This window comes from Bradyrhizobium sp. A11 (assembly GCF_042077125.1).
Classification (GTDB): domain Bacteria; phylum Pseudomonadota; class Alphaproteobacteria; order Rhizobiales; family Xanthobacteraceae; genus Bradyrhizobium; species Bradyrhizobium japonicum_B.
Map to the genome: position 1 here is coordinate 1,640,917 of NZ_CP149509.1, position 17,321 is coordinate 1,658,237.

Annotated in this window: 19 protein-coding genes and 1 riboswitch; of the genes, 9 read left to right on the forward strand and 10 right to left on the reverse strand. The window is 66.0% G+C overall.

Annotated elements, in window-relative coordinates; genetic code table 11:
• Positions 1-173: 173 nt before the first annotated feature.
• Positions 174-926 (reverse strand): SDR family NAD(P)-dependent oxidoreductase, encoded by a 753-nt coding sequence (locus WI560_RS07625; RefSeq protein ID WP_375307498.1) that lies wholly within the window; start codon positions 924-926, stop codon positions 174-176.
• A 50-nt stretch (positions 927-976) separates the two neighbouring features.
• Positions 977-1,618, reverse strand: coding sequence for a pyridoxamine 5'-phosphate oxidase (gene pdxH, locus WI560_RS07630; protein WP_257193345.1), 642 nt, complete (start codon positions 1,616-1,618; stop codon positions 977-979).
• Between the two features lie 113 nt (positions 1,619-1,731).
• On the opposite strand from pdxH, the gene WI560_RS07635 reads away from it, so the two are divergent.
• Both WI560_RS07635 and WI560_RS07640 read left to right on the forward strand, forming a co-directional pair.
• A complete protein-coding gene (locus WI560_RS07635; RefSeq protein ID WP_375307499.1) occupies positions 1,732-2,139 on the forward strand; it encodes an RT0821/Lpp0805 family surface protein in 408 nt (135 codons plus the stop codon).
• A gap of 109 nt (positions 2,140-2,248) precedes the next feature.
• Positions 2,249-3,211, forward strand: a complete 963-nt coding sequence (locus tag WI560_RS07640) for a DnaJ C-terminal domain-containing protein (protein ID WP_375307500.1) — start codon at positions 2,249-2,251, stop codon at positions 3,209-3,211.
• A gap of 312 nt (positions 3,212-3,523) precedes the next feature.
• On the opposite strand, the gene WI560_RS07645 is transcribed toward WI560_RS07640, so the two are convergent.
• Both WI560_RS07645 and WI560_RS07650 read right to left on the reverse strand, forming a co-directional pair.
• Positions 3,524-4,294, reverse strand: coding sequence for an anti-sigma factor (locus WI560_RS07645; protein WP_257177124.1), 771 nt, complete (start codon positions 4,292-4,294; stop codon positions 3,524-3,526).
• A gap of 106 nt (positions 4,295-4,400) precedes the next feature.
• Positions 4,401-4,889, reverse strand: coding sequence for an RNA polymerase sigma factor (locus WI560_RS07650; protein ID WP_028144186.1), 489 nt, complete (start codon positions 4,887-4,889; stop codon positions 4,401-4,403).
• Positions 4,890-5,061: 172 nt separating this feature from the next.
• Between WI560_RS07650 and fabI the strand changes: the two genes are divergently transcribed.
• The 4 genes from fabI (at position 5,062) to WI560_RS07670 (ending at position 8,977) form a co-directional block, all read left to right on the forward strand.
• Complete coding sequence (gene fabI, locus WI560_RS07655; protein WP_028135015.1) at positions 5,062-5,877, forward strand: enoyl-ACP reductase FabI; 816 nt, start codon at positions 5,062-5,064, stop codon at positions 5,875-5,877.
• A 13-nt stretch (positions 5,878-5,890) separates the two neighbouring features.
• Positions 5,891-6,490 carry a histidine phosphatase family protein gene (locus tag WI560_RS07660; protein WP_375307501.1) on the forward strand — a complete coding sequence of 200 codons (600 nt, stop codon included), beginning with the start codon at positions 5,891-5,893 and terminating at the stop codon, positions 6,488-6,490.
• 122 nt (positions 6,491-6,612) lie between these two features.
• Positions 6,613-7,701, forward strand: a complete 1,089-nt coding sequence (gene aroC / locus WI560_RS07665; RefSeq protein WP_028135017.1) for a chorismate synthase — start codon at positions 6,613-6,615, stop codon at positions 7,699-7,701.
• A gap of 61 nt (positions 7,702-7,762) precedes the next feature.
• Complete coding sequence (locus tag WI560_RS07670) at positions 7,763-8,977, forward strand: adenylate/guanylate cyclase domain-containing protein (protein ID WP_375307502.1); 1,215 nt, start codon at positions 7,763-7,765, stop codon at positions 8,975-8,977.
• Here WI560_RS07670 and clpS read toward each other — a convergent pair.
• From clpS to WI560_RS07685, 3 genes are all read right to left on the reverse strand, one after another.
• Positions 8,955-9,260 (reverse strand): ATP-dependent Clp protease adapter ClpS, encoded by a 306-nt coding sequence (clpS, locus tag WI560_RS07675; RefSeq protein ID WP_257193355.1) that lies wholly within the window; start codon positions 9,258-9,260, stop codon positions 8,955-8,957. The two genes, WI560_RS07670 and clpS, sit on opposite strands and share 23 nt — an antisense overlap.
• Positions 9,261-9,398: 138 nt before the next feature.
• Complete coding sequence (gene crcB, locus WI560_RS07680; protein WP_375307503.1) at positions 9,399-9,782, reverse strand: fluoride efflux transporter CrcB; 384 nt, start codon at positions 9,780-9,782, stop codon at positions 9,399-9,401.
• A gap of 28 nt (positions 9,783-9,810) precedes the next feature.
• On the reverse strand, positions 9,811-11,019 hold the full coding sequence (locus WI560_RS07685; protein WP_375307504.1) for an MFS transporter: 1,209 nt from the start codon (positions 11,017-11,019) through the stop codon (positions 9,811-9,813).
• Between the two features lie 100 nt (positions 11,020-11,119).
• A riboswitch (Fluoride riboswitch) is annotated at positions 11,120-11,196 on the reverse strand.
• A gap of 272 nt (positions 11,197-11,468) precedes the next feature.
• On the opposite strand from WI560_RS07685, the gene WI560_RS07690 reads away from it, so the two are divergent.
• The 3 genes from WI560_RS07690 to WI560_RS07700 all read left to right on the forward strand — a co-directional run bounded on the left by WI560_RS07690 (position 11,469) and on the right by WI560_RS07700 (position 14,053).
• Entirely contained in the window at positions 11,469-12,332 is an 864-nt protein-coding gene (locus tag WI560_RS07690; protein ID WP_257177131.1) for a DUF1194 domain-containing protein, read from the forward strand.
• Between the two features lie 164 nt (positions 12,333-12,496).
• Positions 12,497-13,132, forward strand: coding sequence for a hypothetical protein (locus WI560_RS07695; protein WP_375307505.1), 636 nt, complete (start codon positions 12,497-12,499; stop codon positions 13,130-13,132).
• A gap of 303 nt (positions 13,133-13,435) precedes the next feature.
• Positions 13,436-14,053, forward strand: a complete 618-nt coding sequence (locus WI560_RS07700; RefSeq protein ID WP_375307506.1) for a hypothetical protein — start codon at positions 13,436-13,438, stop codon at positions 14,051-14,053.
• 97 nt (positions 14,054-14,150) lie between these two features.
• Here WI560_RS07700 and WI560_RS07705 read toward each other — a convergent pair whose 3' ends face one another.
• The 3 genes from WI560_RS07705 to WI560_RS07715 are packed head-to-tail and all read right to left on the reverse strand — an operon-like array spanning position 14,151 to position 17,307.
• Complete coding sequence (locus WI560_RS07705; RefSeq protein WP_375307507.1) at positions 14,151-15,317, reverse strand: Acg family FMN-binding oxidoreductase; 1,167 nt, start codon at positions 15,315-15,317, stop codon at positions 14,151-14,153.
• A gap of 15 nt (positions 15,318-15,332) precedes the next feature.
• On the reverse strand, positions 15,333-16,580 hold the full coding sequence (locus WI560_RS07710) for a class I SAM-dependent RNA methyltransferase (protein WP_375308792.1): 1,248 nt from the start codon (positions 16,578-16,580) through the stop codon (positions 15,333-15,335).
• Positions 16,573-17,307: a TlyA family RNA methyltransferase gene (locus tag WI560_RS07715; RefSeq protein ID WP_257177137.1), complete on the reverse strand. Its 735-nt coding sequence runs from the start codon at positions 17,305-17,307 to the stop codon at positions 16,573-16,575. The genes WI560_RS07710 and WI560_RS07715 overlap by 8 nt, the downstream gene beginning before the upstream one ends.
• Positions 17,308-17,321 lie beyond the last annotated feature (14 nt).

Genomic DNA, 17,321 nt, shown 5'->3' on the forward strand with positions numbered 1-17,321 from the left:
AAAGATTCTGGATTGCTTCGTCGCAAAGGGCTCCTCGCAATGACGTGGAGAGAGCGTGCTCCACATTCCGCCCTCCTGCCGCCGCCGCCCTGGGGTCCGGCTCTGCGCGGCGGCACTGCGTGCCGCAGCGCGTCCGGGACACGTGAACGGCTGGGGTCGCCGCGACGAACGGATCACACGTGCTGGCCGCCGTTGATGTGGATCTCGGCGCCGTTGACGTAAGAGCTGGTGTCGGTGCACAGCACGTAGATGATCTTGGCGACCTCGTCGGGCGTGCCGAGACGGTGCATCGGGATCTGCTGCTCGACGATCTTGTCGGTGCCCGGCGACAGGATCGAGGTGTCGATCTCGCCCGGCGCGATGGCGTTGACGCGCACGCCGATACGGCCGAAGTCGGAGGCCATCTCGCGCGTCAGCGAGGCGAGCGCGGCCTTCGAGGTGGCGTAGGCGGCGCCCGCGAACGGATGCACGCGCGAGCCTGCGATCGAGGTGACGTTCACGACCGAGCCCCTGGCCGCCTTCAATTCCTCGATCAGCCCGCGCGCGATCATGATCGGCGCGAAGAAGTTGACATGAAAGACATGCGTCCAGGTCTCGAGGTCGGTGTCGACCGAGCCGAGCCTCGATCCGCCCGGTCCCTTCGGCGAGATCGCGGCGTTGTTGACCAGCGCATGCAGCATGCCGCCTTCGAGACGGTTGCGGATGTCGGAGATCGCGCGGGTCGTGTCCTTGGGATCGGCGAGGTCGACCTGGATATGGTCCTCAGGGCCGGCGTCCCACGGGCAGTCCTCGGGGAAGGGGTGCCGCGAGCAGGTGATGACGCGCCAGCCCGCCGAGGAGAAGCGGATCACGGTGGCGTGGCCGATGCCGCGGCTGGCTCCAGTCAGAAGCAGCGTGCGGCGCGGCGCATTGGACGAATGCGGCATGGACATCTTTCAGGTCGGCCCAAAGCTCGAGACAAGGATCAAGATAAGGCTCAAGGATACATCCGCGTCTTGGACCACTTCTGGCCGGCCGCGTCACGACGAAATTCGATGCGGTCGTGCAAGCGGAACGGGCGGTCGTGCCAGAACTCGATCCGAGAGGGCGTGATGCGCCAGCCGCTCCAGCCCGGCGGCCGCGGCACCTCGCCGATGACGTATCTGGCCGCGACTTTCGCGATGGCCTGCTCGAAGGCGAAGCGGCTCTCCAGCGCCTCGGACTGCTTGCTCGCCCAGGCGCCGATCTGCGCCTGCTTGGGCCGGGTGGCGAAATAGGCGTCGGCTTCGGCGTCGGTCACCGGCGTCACGTTGCCGCGGATGCGGACCTGACGGCGCAGCGACTTCCAGTGAAAAAGTAACGCTGCCTTAGGGTTTGCGGCGAGTTCGCGGCCCTTCTGGCTGGCGATGTGGCTGTAGAACACGAAACCCTCGGTATCGAAGCCCTTCATCAGCACCATGCGCACGTCGGGCAGGCCGTCGGGATCGACGGTCGCGAGCGCCATGGCGTTCGGATCGTTCGGCTCGCTCTTGATCGCCTCGTTCAGCCAGCTCTCGAACAGCGCGAACGGCTCGTCGGCGGCGGTGAAATCACCGGATGTTAAGGGTGTCTGGTGTTTCATCGAGGTCGTGTCGGTCATGTCTGGAGTCCGAGTTGCGTCCCGCGGCCCAAAACGCGTTGTCGTCCGCTACCGCCCTATATAGGGCATGGGGACGCGTTGGCCTATCGGCGATCCGGACTTCGGGCTTCGTCATGACGATCGTTCTCGTCGGGCTCGGAGCCGGGGGCTGCAGCTTTTCCCGCACCGACCAGAGTGCCTACGCCAAGGCCGACGACAGCGACCTCACCGGCTCGATCGCGCGACCGGCGAAGGACGCCCCGCCGACCGAGACCGATATGGCCTTCGCCCGCAACGCCGCCACCGACGTCCTCAGCAAGGGCGACAAGGATTCCAGCCAGCATTGGGAGAATCCGGAGACCGGGGCGCGCGGCTCGGTGACGCCGATCGCGCAATCCTATGCCGCCGAGGACGGCCGCAAATGCCGCGATTTCCTGGCGAGCTACGTCAACGGGACGACCGAAAGCTGGCTCCAGGGCGCCGGCTGCCAAAGCAGCCGTGGCCGTTGGGAGATTCATACGCTAAAGCCGTGGCGGAGCTAGGAATCGGCGCACGCCCCTAGTTGCAAAAATGCCACTCTCTCCCCACATGGATCGCAGGTGGGGCGGGGAGCCCTTTAAACAATTCGAATTCTTGAAGGAGACGTGACGGATGCGCGACCCCTATGAGGTCTTGGGGGTGCCGCGGAGCGCCAGCGCTGCCGCGATCAAGAGCGCCTATCGCAAGCTTGCCAAGAAGCACCATCCCGACAGCAACAAGGGCGACCCGAAAGCCGCCGAGCGCTTCTCCGAGATCAACTCGGCGAACGAGATTATCGGCGACGAGGACAAGCGCAAGCAGTTCGACCGCGGCGAGATCGACGCCGAGGGCAAGCCGCGCTTCCAGGGGTTTCCGGGCGGTGGCGGGCCGCGCGGCCGCGCCGGTCCCGGCGGCTTCGAAAGCTATACATTCCGCTCCGGCGGCGGTCCCGGCGCGGGCGGCGGCGCGTTCGAGGATATCCTCAACAGCATGTTCGGCGGCGGCATGCGCGGCGCACGGCCGGGGGCCGGCGGCGGAGCTCAGTTCGACTTCGACACCGGCGGCATCGGGCTCGATCTCGACGTCAACGTTGCCATGTCCGTCACGCTGGAAGAATCGGTCAAGGGCGGCGAAAAGCGCGTCCGGCTGCCGACGGGCAAGGAGCTCAACGTCAAGATTCCGGCCGGCGTGACCGAAGGCCAGCAGATCCGGCTGCGCGGGCAGGGCGAGAGCGCGCAGGGTCATCCGCCCGGCGATCTCCTGATCACGATCAATATCGCGCCGCACCCGTTCTTCAAGGTCGAGGGCGCCGACCTCCGGATTGACCTGCCAGTCACGCTCTACGAGGCGGTGCTCGGCGGCAAGGTCCGCGTGCCTACGCTCGGCAATGCCGTGGAGCTTTCGGTCCCGAAAAACACCTCCAGTGGCCGGACCTTCCGCCTCAAGGGCAAGGGCCTGCCGAAATCTGGCGGAACCGGGGATCTCTTCGTCACCGTCAGGATTATGCTACCGGACGGGAACGACGCCGAGCTTGAAGCATTGATGGAGAAGTGGCGGGACCAACACCCCTACAATCCACGTAGCGGGCTCGGTTAAATTATCGAACTGAAGGGGTTCTCCTAAAGATCTAGGGCATCGTCCCGGAGATGATGCTCATCATATGCGAGGCGTGGTAGCGCTTCATGAACTCGACGCATCGGCTGTCCGGCGGGGCAGCCGATAAAAAGGTGCGGCCTCGAGAGGGGGACCAGCGCGGTACCAAAAACCCCAATCGAGGCCGCCCGCGTCGATCGGCGGATCGAACGCCACTCATAATCGCGTGAACACTCGGTGCGATAATGAGACGCGCCGATGTCTTGATTCCAAATTTTCAATGACGGAATCTGGGCACTGTGCTCAAGCGGTGGTTTACGTGCCGTTTTTCTCAGCCTGGTCATAGACCGCCTGCGCCACCTTGGTCAGCCGGTCGCGATCGCCGCCGCCGCTGACGACGTAGCCGACGCCGCGTTCGGCCCAGAACAGCGCGCCGTCCTTGTCGGTCCTGGCGTAACGCATTTGCGTCGCACCATTCTCGGTCTTGGCGGTGTAGATCGTGTAGCGCTCGCCCGAGGCGCCCTCATACATCAGAAACGACGCCGGGCCGTTCGGCCCCGGCAAGAGCCGGCCGCCGACCAGCTTCAGCCCGCTCGCCTCCAGGTTCGGCGCGAACACGGTCCAGCCGCAGCGCCGGGTGAGCCAGGCCTGGAGGTGGTCGCGCTCGTTGCCGCCGACCTCGACGGGGTGGCGGACCTCGACGACATAGAGGCGGTGAGCGTCGAGCGCGTCCGCGGTGAAGCTCTGGAAGGTCGAGGGGGCGCTGGCGGCGCCATGCGCGACCCAGCCGGCCGTGCCGCCGGCGACGAAGGCAACCAGCACGGCCGCGGCGGCGCCATAGAGCCATTGCCGCGGGCGGCGCTCCAGCCGCTCGAGCTCCAGCCGTGCCGGCACCGGCTCGTGGGCGATGGAATCGTAGCGGGCGTGCAGCATCTCCGCCATGGCGCGCCACGACTGTACCCGCTCGGCCTCTTCGGGATGGGCGGCCAGCCAGGCCTCGACGTCGGCGCGGCGCTCGGCCGGCAGCTCGCCGTCGACATAGGCGTGCAATTCGTCCTCGGTCACTGGGATCTTGCGCTCGTTCATCTCGATCGTCTCTGGCTCTGTGGCCCACAATGTCGTCCAAGGTTCAACTTCGCTCGCGGCGCCGGCACGCTTCGGGCGGACGATCCGCGATGCATCAACCCCGCCATCATTTCACCCGCCGGAGCGTCGGGCGCTCGCCTTCCAGCGAGGCCTTGACGTGGGCGCGGGCACGGGCGAGGCGCGACATCACGGTGCCGATCGGCACGCCCTGGATGTCGGCGACCTCGCGGTAGCTCATGCCTTCCAGCATGACCAGGAGCAGAACCGAACGCTGCTCCTCGACGAGCGTCGCCAGTGCCCTCTCGATGTCGCGCCCTTCGGCTTCGGTGCCGCTGGCGTCGGGGTTGTTCTCCGTCAACTGCATGAACTGCGGCCGCCTTGCCAGCGAGCGGCGCCGGTTCTTGTTGAGGTTGGTCAGGATCGTGTAGAGCCAGCTTCTGACGTCGCCGCCGAGAAACAATCGCTCCGAGCGCAGGGCCCGCACCAGCGTGTCCTGCACCAGATCGTCGGCCGCGTCCGCGTCGCGCGTGAGCGCGCGGGCGTAGCGGCGCAACGCCGGGATCATGGCTTCCACACTCTGGCGAAACGCACTCATTGCGGTCTTGACGTCCTGGTCTCGGGCGCGAGCGCCTCGATGATCATAACACCCGAATGGAACGGCTATTCCGGTGCCCGAAACAGCGTTAACGCGGCGTATTAGGGCTGTACCGCAGGGGAGGGCTGGTGTACCTCCAGACCTCAGCAAGAGTTCGACGGGACGTTCCAATATGGCGCAGAATTCAGGTCTGATGCAGGGCAAGCGCGGGGTGATCCTCGGCCTCGCCAACAACCGGTCGATCGCCTGGGGCATCGCCAAGGCATGCCATGCCGCTGGCGCCGAGCTCGCCTTCACCTATCAGGGCGATGCGCTCAAGAAGCGCGTCGAGCCGCTGGCCGCCGAGATCGGCGGTCTCGTGCTCGGCCATTGCGACGTCACCGATGCCGCCACCATCGACGCGGCGTTCGCGGTGCTCAAGGAGAAGTGGGGCAAGATCGACTTCCTGGTGCACGCGATCGCCTATGGCGAGCAGCTCGAAGGCCGCTATGTCGACACCACCGCGGAAAATTTCTCCAAGTCGATGCTGATCTCCTGCTACTCGTTCACGGCCGTGGCGCAGCGCGCCGAGAAGCTGATGACGGATGGCGGCTCGCTGATCACGCTCAGCTATTACGGCGCCGAGAAGTGGATGCCGCATTACAACGTGATGGGCGTGGCGAAGGCGGCGCTGGAGGCCAGCGTGCGCTATCTCGCCGCCGATCTCGGCGAGAAGAACATCCGCGTCAACGCCATCTCGGCAGGCCCGATCAAGACGCTCGCAGCCTCCGGCATCGGCGACTTCCGCTATATCCTGAAGTGGAACGAGACCAACGCGCCGATGCGGCGCAACGTGTCGACCGAGGATGTCGGCGGCAGCGCGTTGTATCTGCTCTCCGAGCTCTCGCGCGGCGTCACCGGCGAGGTGCATCACGTCGATTCCGGCTATCACGTGCTGGGCATGAAGAGGCCCGATGCGCCGGACATTTCGTTCGGCGGCAAGGACTGATCTTCAGGCTGGAATGGCCGTGCCCACGATCTACTATCTTCGCCACGGCGAGACCGAGTGGAATGCGCTCGGCAGGCTTCAGGGCACCAAGGACATTCCGCTCAACGCGCGGGGGTGCAGTCAGGCCGTCCAGGCCGGCGGCATTCTCGCCGACCTGTTCAAGCGCGAGGGGCGCAACAAGGCGGCGCTGCCTTACGTGTCGAGCCCGCTCGGCCGTGCGCGCCAGACCATGGAGCTCGCGCGCGGCAAGCTCGAACTGCCGGTCGCCGACTATGCGCTCGACGATCGGCTGCGCGAGATCGGCTATGGCAGCTGGGAAGGGCTGACACTGGCCGAGAGCGAAGCGGCCGATCCCGAGATTTACGCCAGGCGTCTCGCCGACAAATGGAGCGTGGGCCCCGCCGGCGGCGAGACCTATGCCGATGTCCAGGTCCGCGTGCGCGCCTGGTACGATCAGCTGCGGGGTGACACCGTCGCGGTCGCCCATGGCGGGACCTGCCGGGCCCTGATGGTGTGCTTGGGGCTGGAGACGCCGGCCAGCGCCGCAGAGCTCTATATCGAGCAGGGCGCGGTCTACGTGTTCCGTGAGGGACGGCTGGAGAAGTTCAGCTAGGCTCGTTTTCGTCATTCCGGGTTCGCCCTTCGGGCGCCCCGGAATGACGAGTGTGTTTGACCCCGGTGTCCCCTCGCGTTACCACCAAAAGGCAGAACTGACTTACGAACCACCGAGCAGCGATGTCCTTCAACACCTTCGGCCACATGTTCCGCGTCACCACCTTCGGCGAGAGCCATGGGGTGGCCATCGGCTGCGTGGTCGACGGCTGCCCGCCCATGATCCCGCTCACCGAGGCCGACATCCAGGGCGACCTCGACCGCCGCCGTCCCGGCCAATCGCGCTTCACCACCCAGCGCCAGGAGCCGGACCAGGTGAAGATCCTGTCCGGCGTGATGGCGCATCCGGAGACCGGCGTGCAGGTGACGACGGGCACGCCGATCGGGCTCCTGATCGAGAACACCGACCAGCGCTCGAAGGACTATTCCGAGATCAAGGACAAGTTTCGCCCCGGCCACGCCGACTTCACCTATGAGGCCAAATACGGGCTGCGCGACTATCGCGGCGGCGGCCGCTCCTCCGCGCGCGAGACCGCGACGCGGGTTGCCGCCGGCGCCATCGCGCGAAAAGTGCTGCCCGACGTCAGGGTGCGCGGCGCTCTGGTGCAGATCGGCCCGCACAAGATCGACCGCGCGAAGTGGGATTGGGACGAGGTCGCCAACAATCCGTTCTTCTGCCCGGACAAGGACAAGGCCGCGTTCTTCGAGACCTATCTCGACGGCATCCGCAAGAGCGGCTCCTCGATCGGCGCGGTGATCGAAATCGTCGCCGAAGGCGTGCCGGCAGGTCTCGGCGCGCCGATCTATGCCAAACTCGATTCCGATCTGGCGGGTGCGATGATGACCATCAACGCGGTGAAAGGTGTCGAGATCGGCGCTGGCTTTGGTGCGGCGGAATTGACCGGCGAGGAGAATGCCGACGAGATGCGCACCGGCAATGACGGCACGCGCTTCCTGTCCAATCATGCCGGCGGCGTGCTGGGCGGAATCTCCACGGGGCAGCCGGTGGTGGTGCGTTTCGCGGTGAAGCCGACCTCGTCGATCCTGCAGCCGCGCCGGACCGTCGATCGCAAGGGCGCAGACACCGAAATCTTCACGAAAGGCCGCCACGATCCCTGCGTCGGCATCCGCGCGGTCCCCGTCGGCGAGGCCATGATGGCCTGCGTGCTGGCCGATCATTTCCTGCGCGATCGCGGGCAGGTGGGACGTTGATGTTGCCGTGCTAGCCCACCGCGCAGCTTGACGGGTCCGCCACTTCATCCGCAAATGGGTTATGGACAGTTCCGAGCTCCAGCGCGTCCGCAACTGGCTGATCGACGGCCCCGGGTCGGTTGAGCCGGTCGAGATGATCACCGAATTCTGTGAAAGTCTGGTCGCGGCCGGCCTGCCGGTGTGGCGGTTCGGCATCTTCATCCGCACGCTGCATCCCGAAGTCTTCGGCCGCAACTTCATCTGGCGGCAAGGGCAGGAGGTCGAAATCGGCAGCGTCGCCTTCGATGTCCTGGACTCGCCCGTATTCGCCCGCAGCCCGCTCCGCATCGTGTTCGAGCAGGCGCTGGAGGTCAGAGGGCGCGCGACCGATCCCGACGATGAGCGCTTTCCGTTTCTCGACGACATGCTCGCCGAGGGGGCGACCGACTATATTGCGGTGCCGATGCCGTTTCTCGACGGCTCGGTTCACGCGACGAGCTGGGTGACGCGGCATCCCGGCGGCTTCAGCGACGACCACATCGCGGCGATCCGGGCCATCATCGCGCCGCTGGCGCGCGTCAGCGAGATCATCAGCCAGCGCCGCACCGCCGAGATGCTGCTCGATACCTATGTCGGCAACCGCGCCGGCGCGCGCATCCTCGGCGGCCAGATACGCCGCGGTCACACCGACACCATGCAGGCGGCCATCTGGCTCTCGGATCTGCGCGGCTTCACCGCGCTGTCGGACCGGCTGCCGGCCGAGACCGTGGTCGAGATCCTCAACGGCTATTTCGATTGCCAGGTCAGCGCCATCCTCGCCCATGGCGGCGAGGTCTTGAAGTTCATGGGCGACGGCCTGCTCGCTGTGTTTCCGATCGACGAATATGTCGGCGATGCCGCGCATGTCTGCACGCAGGTGCTGGAGGCGGCGCGCGAGTCCCGCGCCAGTGTGGAGGCGCTCGCCATTCCGGTCGGCGAGGTCGTCGAACGTTTCCGCTTCGGCCTCGCGCTCCACGTCGGCAACATCCTCTATGGCAATATCGGCGGCGGCAACCGCCTCGACTTCACCTGCATCGGCCCCGCCGTCAATCTCGCCGCGCGGCTGGAGAAGATCGCGAGCCGGCTCGGCCGCACCATCGTGGCCTCGGAAGGCTTTGCCAATAATTGCCGCCACGACTGGCGCGAGCTCGGCGAGTTTCCGATCGCTGGATTTTCCAAGGCGCAGCGCGTCTACGGGCTGGCGGACGAGACGCCGGCGCTGGCCGATCGAGCCGCTATTCCTCCGGCTCGGTCGTGAACAGCAATGGATAGCCCTTGGCGCGGCCGGCGTCGGTGGCGCGCGTGGCCTTGGTCTCGGCGACGTCCTTGGTGAACACGGCGACCACGCAGGCGCCGAGCTTGTGCGCGGTGATCATCACCTTGTAGGCCTGATCCTCCGTCATGCGGAATTCGGCCTTCAGCACCATGGTGACGAACTCGCGCGGCGTGTAGTCGTCGTTGATCAGGATGACCTTGTGCAGCTTCGGCCGCTCGACCTTGGTCCTCGTCCTGGTTTTCGGCTTGGTAACGGCGTCGTTCATCGTTTCCAGAAACCCCGGCCCTGATGAGCTCCAGCCGTCTCATCATATGGCAGACACCCGGGCTCCTCCAAGATGGCCGGAGCGGTTGCTCATGCCGCCGCCGATGGGCAGGGATGCACGGATCGTGCGGACCTCGCTTCAGGGAAGCGCGCGAACAACATGCAACGCCGCGATCAGCGCGCCCACCGACAGCACCACCGATGCGATCATATAGGCGGCCGAAGCGACGGTCTGGCCACGCTCGATCAGATACCAGGCATCGAGAGAGAACGTCGAGAACGTCGTGTATCCACCACAGATGCCCACCGTCAAAAATATCCGGGCGGCCTGCGGCAGGTTCCATTTCGTCGCGAACAGCGCGGTGAAAATGCCGATCAGGAACGATCCCGTCACGTTGATGATGAGGGTACCCCAGGGAAAGTCGGTGCCGAACGCGCGGCCCGCACCGATGGACACCAGATAGCGCACGACCGCACCGAGCGCTCCGCCGGCGGCGACCGCGAGAATGTATTGGATGTTCAAGGTCTCGTTCCCTGGTTTGTGACCTGCATTAGTCGTCCCGCGCCGCCAGCCTGTTGCCGATGGCAAGCAGTCCCAGAAGCGCAAGCAGCGCGAAGCCGAGCCCCGCAAGGAATGTTCCGGCCGGGCCATAGGCGTCCCACAGCGCGCCCGCGATCACGCTCGCGGCCAGCAGGGCAAGGCCGGTGAACAGGTTGAAATAGCCGAACGCGGTGCCGCGCAGGTGGGGCGGCGCGGCGTCGGCGACCAGGGCCGAGAGCAGCCCCTGCGTCAGTCCCATATGCAACCCCCACAGCGCGACGCCGAGTGCGAGGCCCGAAAGGGTCGGCAGCAGCGCGAGCGCGAGATCGGCGCCGGCCAGGAAGACGAGCCCGAGCGCGAGCAGGCCGGTTCGGTTGATCCGGTCCGAGAGCACGCCGGCCGGATAGGCCGACAGGGCATAGACGATGTTCATCAGCACCAGCACCGCCGGCACCCACATCGCATTGAGCCCGATATTTTGCGCGCGCAGGATCAGGAAGGCCTCGCTGAAGCGCGCGAGCGTGAAGACGATTCCGACGGCGACGACACGCCAATAGACCGCTCCGAGCCGCCGCATGGCGGCGAGATTGAGCGGATTTTCTGCGGTCTCCCGGCTCGGATCCGGGGCCGGCTCGCTCACGGCGAACGCGATCAAGCCGAAGGACAGGAAGGCCGGCAGCACCGCCACCCAGAACACGGCGGTGAAATTGTCGGCGGTCCACCACATCAGGCCGATCGCGGCAAGCGGCCCGACGAAGGCGCCGATGGTGTCGAGCGATTGCCGCAGGCCGAAGCTCGCGCCGCGCAGGCCGGCGGGGGCGATATCGGCGATCAGCGCATCGCGCGGCGCGCCGCGAATGCCCTTGCCGATGCGATCGACGAAGCGCGCGGCCACCAGCCATCCAACGCTGGGCGCGAGCGGGAACAGGGGCTTGGTCAGGGCGGCGAGGCCATAGCCGAGTGCGGCGAGCAGCTTGCGGCGGCCGAGCCAGTCCGACAGCGCGCCGGAAAAGATCTTCGTGATCGAGGCCGTCGCCTCAGCAATGCCCTCGATGAAGCCGACGGTCAGCGTCGAAGCGCCGAGCACGGTGACGAGATAGACCGGCAGCAGCGCGTGGATCATCTCGGAGGAGATGTCCATCAGCATCGAGACGAAGCCGAGCACCCAGATTCCTCTCGGCAGCCCGCTACGTGCAGCATTCGGTGTCGTCGTCGTCACGTCTTCGCCTTCTCCTGGCCTTGCACCAGACAACAAAAAACCCGCCGCCGGCGGGTCTGTCCATGCTCCCGCCGAAGGCAGAGGCTCAAAAATTGCCCCTCCTCAAGCAGGAGTCATCAGCCCACACGGTGATCGACCGCCGGGCGGTTGTCGGGGGACTCCATCCCCATCTGCGTGGCCAACCTAGCACGGAAATCGCTTCGGACAAGTGGGCGGGGAACTGTGTCCCCGTGCGCGTCGCTCCCGCTTCGCGCATCATGAGCCTGATGGTGCGAAGCGCACGAACGTGTTCCAGCGGCGCAAGCGCGGCAACACGGGGGCGGCATTGCGCAAAGCGCGCATCCGTCCGAGCCGCAGATTCCTAACTCGAAAGTGAAGCGCAAGCGATCTTCGCGCTTTGCGGCAAGGCGATTGCATGTCACCATCACGTCATACGACGGGAGACTGCGATGCGGTTGCTGTTCTCGATCGGGGCTGTGCTGGTGGCCGGCATGTTTGCCGGAGGGGACGTCGCGGGCGTCGCGGCACCAGGACCAAAATTCGAACCGTCCAAGAAACAGCTGCAGCGGCCCGCGGCCGACAGAGACGCGCAGACGGTCGACGTCGAGCTGGTCCTCGCGGTCGACGTGTCTTACTCGATGGACATGGACGAGCTCGCGATCCAGCGCGAAGGCTATGCGCAGGCGATCCAGTCGAAGGAGTTCCTCCAGGCGCTGAAGCTCGGCCCGAACGGCCGGATCGCCGTGACCTATTTCGAGTGGGCCGCCTCCAGCGACCAGAAGATCATCATCCCCTGGCGGCTGGTCGACGGTCCCGAGACGGCGGATGCGGTCGCCGCCGAGATCATGAAGACGCCGATCCGGCGTGCTTCGCGCACCTCGATCTCGGGCGCGATCAACTTTGCCATGCCGCTGTTCGACGAAGACCCCTATCGGGGTCTGCGCCGCGTCATCGACATTTCCGGCGACGGTCCCAACAACAACGGCGGTCCTGTCACGGTGGCACGCGATGCCGCGCTCGAGAAGGGCATCGTCATCAACGGCCTGCCGATCATGATCAAGGAGCCGTCCTATTCGACCATGGATATCGACAATCTCGATTTCTACTACGAGGACTGCGTCATCGGCGGCCCCGGCTCCTTCGTCATCACGATCAAGGACCGCGACAAGTTCAAGGAGGCGATCCGCACCAAGCTGCTGATGGAGGTCGCCGGCCGCACGCCGGAGCGTCCCGTGATGCGGGTCGCCGACAGGGAGCCGCGCGTCAATTGCCTGATCGGCGAGAAGATCTGGTCGGACCGCTGGGGCCGCTGAAGTCCCCGGCTGAGAGCTTTCCCGCTTGGCCGATGCGCGAGCTTAACGCCTCGTTAACCGGAGCGTGGCCCTAATCACATGGTTTCCGTTCGTTTCCAGTCGGCATCCTGACATTGCCGCAGCGAACGAAAGCGGGTTTGTGAGGCCCGTCTCCGAGCAATCCAATGGCTATCGTCACATCGAGCACCAGCCAGATTTCACCCGCCAACGAGCGGCTGTATCGCCAGAGCGCTCTGCTCGGTGATTGGAAGGGCAATTGGGTGGGCAACAACCAGCCCGTCGGCTTCAAGGTCGTCAACATCCGCGGCGCCCGGGCGCAGGTCGAGTACACCCACAACGGACGCACCGAGCGCGGCTTCGGCGAGGTTCAGGGCACGCTCATCACCTTCGGCGGCGTCACGGTTGGCACCAAGGACGGCAAGAACATGGTGATGCTGTTCTCGTTCGGGGGAGTTGGCAAGCAGACCGCCAATCTCGAGAAGCAGGCCCCCCCGGCCTCCGACAGCCGCCTCATGGGAAGCTGGGGCGGCTATTCCAGCGCCAACGGCAAGAGCGCGAGCTTCAAGGTGCTGTCCGTCAATGGCAAGGAGGCCGAGGTCAGCGTCACCACCGACGGCGTCACCCGTAAGGGCACCGGCTACGTCTACAAGAACGTCATCATGTTCGGGCAGACGCAGATCGCAACCGATGACGGACAGAACGGCGAGGTCATCTACCAGGTCGGCACGAAGTCCTTCATGGTGCCGGTGACGAAATATCCGCCGGCCGATTCATCGTCCTCCGTGGACAAGACCGCATAGCTTCACGACGCCGGTCCATCGGGCTGCGTCAGCGCCTTCAATGGCCCCGTCGAGCTGGCGCAAGATCGCGCAGCCCTGTGCGAGCAGCCTCGCAGCGATCAACCGTCAGACTTCATCGGACAGCTCCACAAGATCTGGAATCGTCTGCGGCAGATGGGCGGCGTCCTGCCGCGCGCGAGCAGGGGAAGGTGCGGCATCAGGTTCGGTCATGGGGAGGCCCGGCCGTCACGTCGGCGTGGCCGCTGCGCTGGCATTGGTGATGTCAGGAGAGTATGATCTGCAAAAGCCTTGCCGGTAGCTTCAATGTCCAGATTTGCCCCTTCATCCGTGATTGCAGCCCTGCTCGCTGTGCTTTACCTGACCGCATCGCCGGTTCACGCCCAAGTCGCGCCGCTGAGATATTGGATTCCCGGCGGGCCTTTCGGCCTCGGTGGTGGCGCCGGCCAGAGTTCCGATATTTATGGCAGTTCCACCAGCTTCAATTCCGGCGATCCGGATTGGTGCAGCAGCGCGACGACTGGCTTTTTCGTCGGCAGTCAGCGCGGCAATCTGAATTGGAGCGGCCTCAGTCAGACCGGCCTCGGTCAGACCGGTCTTGCCGGCAATTTCAGCGCGCTCTCATATGACAGCACGCAGTTCGGCTACAACACCAAGACCATGGGCGGCATGCCCGTGACGTTCTTTGCCGGTTTCGACACGCTGAAATATGGCAATGGCATCGGCAGCTCGGTTGCGCCGCTGACATCTGCCGCAGCACCCGGCACCGGCGCATTTGCTGGCGTCGAATTCAAGCCGACCTCCAATCTCAGCCTGTCGTTCGGCGCCGGTTTCATCCAGCAGGATTCGGGCCGCATGGACAGCGATATCAGATCGAACATGCTTCCGGGCGAGTCGCCGGCGCTGAGCGGTTTGCGCCGTTAGGGCATGATCCGGAAAAGTGCGCAGCGGTTTTCCGAAAAGATCATGCTTAAACAACAAGCTAAAGCGCGATGGCGATTCATGCTCATCGCATCGCGCTTTAGGGCCGCATCATCTGTTCCGGCGGACGCCGCAGCGATTTCGGCAGGTCCGGGCCGGTTCCGAAACGCATCACGATATCGCAGCGCCGTTCGCCGAGCCCGAGTGAGGCTGCAAATTGCTGCCTCAGCGCCGCCACCTCGACCGGCTGGTTGACGAAGGAATATTTGAGCCCCAGCGCGGTCGCCTGCAAACCGAAGCGCTGGCAGGCGCGGCCGACCGCGATCCAGTGCGGTTTGTCGCTGCGCTCGGCCGCGAGCACCACGACGCCCGCCGAGCTGGCGAGCTGGTCGCGGTATTTCTTGTTCTCCCCGCTCTCGGTGAAGAACAGCCTCAGAAGCGGCCGCGCCAGCCACGATGGCAGGGCGGGGTTTCCCGAGGCGGGTGCGAACAACCCGTCCATGGTCGCGAGCGCTTCCGCCTCGTTGAAGCGAATCCAGCTCACGAGCTCGCGCATGAAGGCCTTGTCGCGCATTTGCGACGAGTTGCCTTCGAGCACGTATTCGGTGACCCCGGCGATCGCGGCGCGTTCAGTCATCAGGAGGGCCGTGACACCGGGTTCGCGACAGGCGCTCTCGAGCCGGCGCAAGGCCTCGGGCGCGGCGGGCCTGCCATCGAACGCCGCGCGGGTGCATTGCCTGACCGGAATCGCGGACGCCAACGTCGATGCGTCCGGCGGGGCCTGCCCGAGCGCGATCACGATCCGCTCGCCGTCGATGACAGGATTGGCGCGCCAGCCCAGCGCGGACGCCGCGAGGATGAGGTTTTCGGCGGCGCAGCCGAGACTGACGAAGAGGTGATGGTCGTCCGGATCCACGGCCGCGCAGCGGCGCGAAAAATCCGGTGCGATCGTGATTTCGTCGCCGCCGGCGGAGAAGACCCACGGCTGGGTGTTGTGACTGTTGGCCGCGAGGGTGGCAAAGCGCACGAGCTCTCGGTCCCGCGGCGCGGCCTTTAGCGCAGTCCGTGACGTCGTCACTGCCCCGTCATAGGTCATCGCCGCTCCAGTGGCAGGGAAACCGCCGAGCGCAGCCGCGGACAGTCCCAGCCCGGTTGCGATGAACTGTCGTCGGTCAAGCAAGAACGTCCGCTCCGCATCCCATGTCGCGCGCCTCGTGGCGCAACACTTTCTAGCGCCGAACGCGCCGCAACGATTGACCGGAATCAAGATCGGGCGCCGAGGTCAGCGCGTGAAACGCGCCACCAGCTCCACATGCGGCGTGTGGCGGAACTGGTCCACCGGCACCACTGCCTCCAGCCGATAACCGCCGTCGATCAGCAGCCGGGCGTCGCGGGCAAAGGTTGCGACGTTGCAGGAAACGGCGACCACGATCGGCACCTTGCTTGCGGCGAGCTTCAGGGCCTGCGCCTGCGCGCCCTGGCGCGGCGGGTCGAACACCACGGCGTCGAAGTCGCGCAGCTCCGCCGGCACCAGCGGGCGGCGGAACAGGTCGCGCGGCTCGCACTTGATCGGTTTCAGACCTGGTGTGCGCGCGGCTTTCGCCAGCGCGGCGACCGCGCCGGCATCGTTGTCGTACGCGGTGATGCGCGCCTTTTCGGCGAGCCGTAGCGCGAACGGGCCGACGCCGCAGAAGAGGTCGAGAACGTCCTTGGCCTTGCCGATGCGCTCAGTGACGAGCGCGGCGAGCGTCTCTTCGCCCGCCACCGTCGCCTGCAGGAACGAGCCCGGCGGCAGCGTCACCTCGGCGCGGCCCATCTTCACCGTCGGCGGCAGGCGTTGCAGCACCAGCTCGCCGTGCCGCGTCAGGCGCGCCAGGCGGTGCTGCTCGGCGACGCGCGACAGCGCCGTGACCAGCGGCGTCGGCAGCGGCCCGGAGCCGCGCACGTCGACATCGAGGCCGTTGGCGGTGGCGGTGACCTGGATGTCGAGCGGCTTGGTCACCGGCATCTTCGACGTCAGCGGTTCGGCGAGCGCCCAGGCGGCATCGAGCGCGCCGTCGAGCGCGGGGTCGAGGATCGGGCAGCGATCGATCGGGATGACATCGTGCGAGCTCGTCGCCGAGAAACCGACCTTGAGAACATCATGCGTGCCGAAACGGCCGTGCAACGTGATGCGCCGGCGGCCGGCGCCATGGGCGTCGACCAGCGGCGCCACCTCGCAATCGATGCCGGCCTGCGCCAGCGTCTCCACCACGATGCCGCGCTTCCAGGCCTGATAGGGCTCTGCCGCCCAATGCTGGATCGCGCAGCCGCCGCAGACGCCGAAATGCGGGCAGAACGGTTCGATGCGCTCGGGGCTTGCGACATCGACCGCGAGCAGCTTGCGGCGATCGGGATGGTGGCCGACGACGTGATCGACCTCGACGGTCTCGCCGCCGAGCGTATAGGGCACGTAGATGGCATCGCCCGTGGTGAGGCAGACGCCGTCGCCGCGATGGCCGACATGATCGATGGTCAGACGCTCAACCACGGCGCGCGCCCAGGAAGAATTCGGCATTGCCGTCGCCGCCCGCGATCGAGGAGGGAAATACCTCGATGTCGGTGCAGCCGAGCGAGGCCGCGAAGGCCGCGATGTCGTCGCAGATCGCCTGGTGCACGGCGGCGTCGCGGACGATGCCCTTCTTGTTGTGCTTCCTGTCAGCCTCGAATTGCGGCTTGATCAGCGCCAGCAGGCTCATCGGCGCGGCGGCGAGGGACAGCGCCACCGGCAGCACCGTCTTGAGCGAGATGAAGCTGACATCGATGACGACGACATCGGGCCGCGCCGGCAGGCGCTTGCCCTCGTAGCTGCGGATGTCGGTCTCCTCCATCGACACGATCTTGGGATGATCGCGCAGCGAGGGATGCAGCTGGCTGGTGCCGACATCGATCGCGAACACCAGGCTGGCGCCGTTCGCCAGCAGCACCTCGGTGAAGCCGCCGGTGGAGGCGCCGACGTCGAGGCAGACATGGTCCTCGATCTCGATGGGATAACGTTCCAGTGCGCCGGCGAGCTTGACGCCGCCGCGGGAGACGTAGGGGTGCGCGGGCTCGGCCTGGATCACCGCATCCTCGGCGATCGTCTCCGACGGCTTGGCGACCTGCTTGTCATCGGCCCTGACGAGGCCGGCCTCGATCGCCGCGCGCGCCCGCGCCCGGCTCTCGAACAGGCCGCGCTCGACCAGCAACACATCCGCGCGCTTGCGGGCAGGGGACATCGAATCTCCGGAGG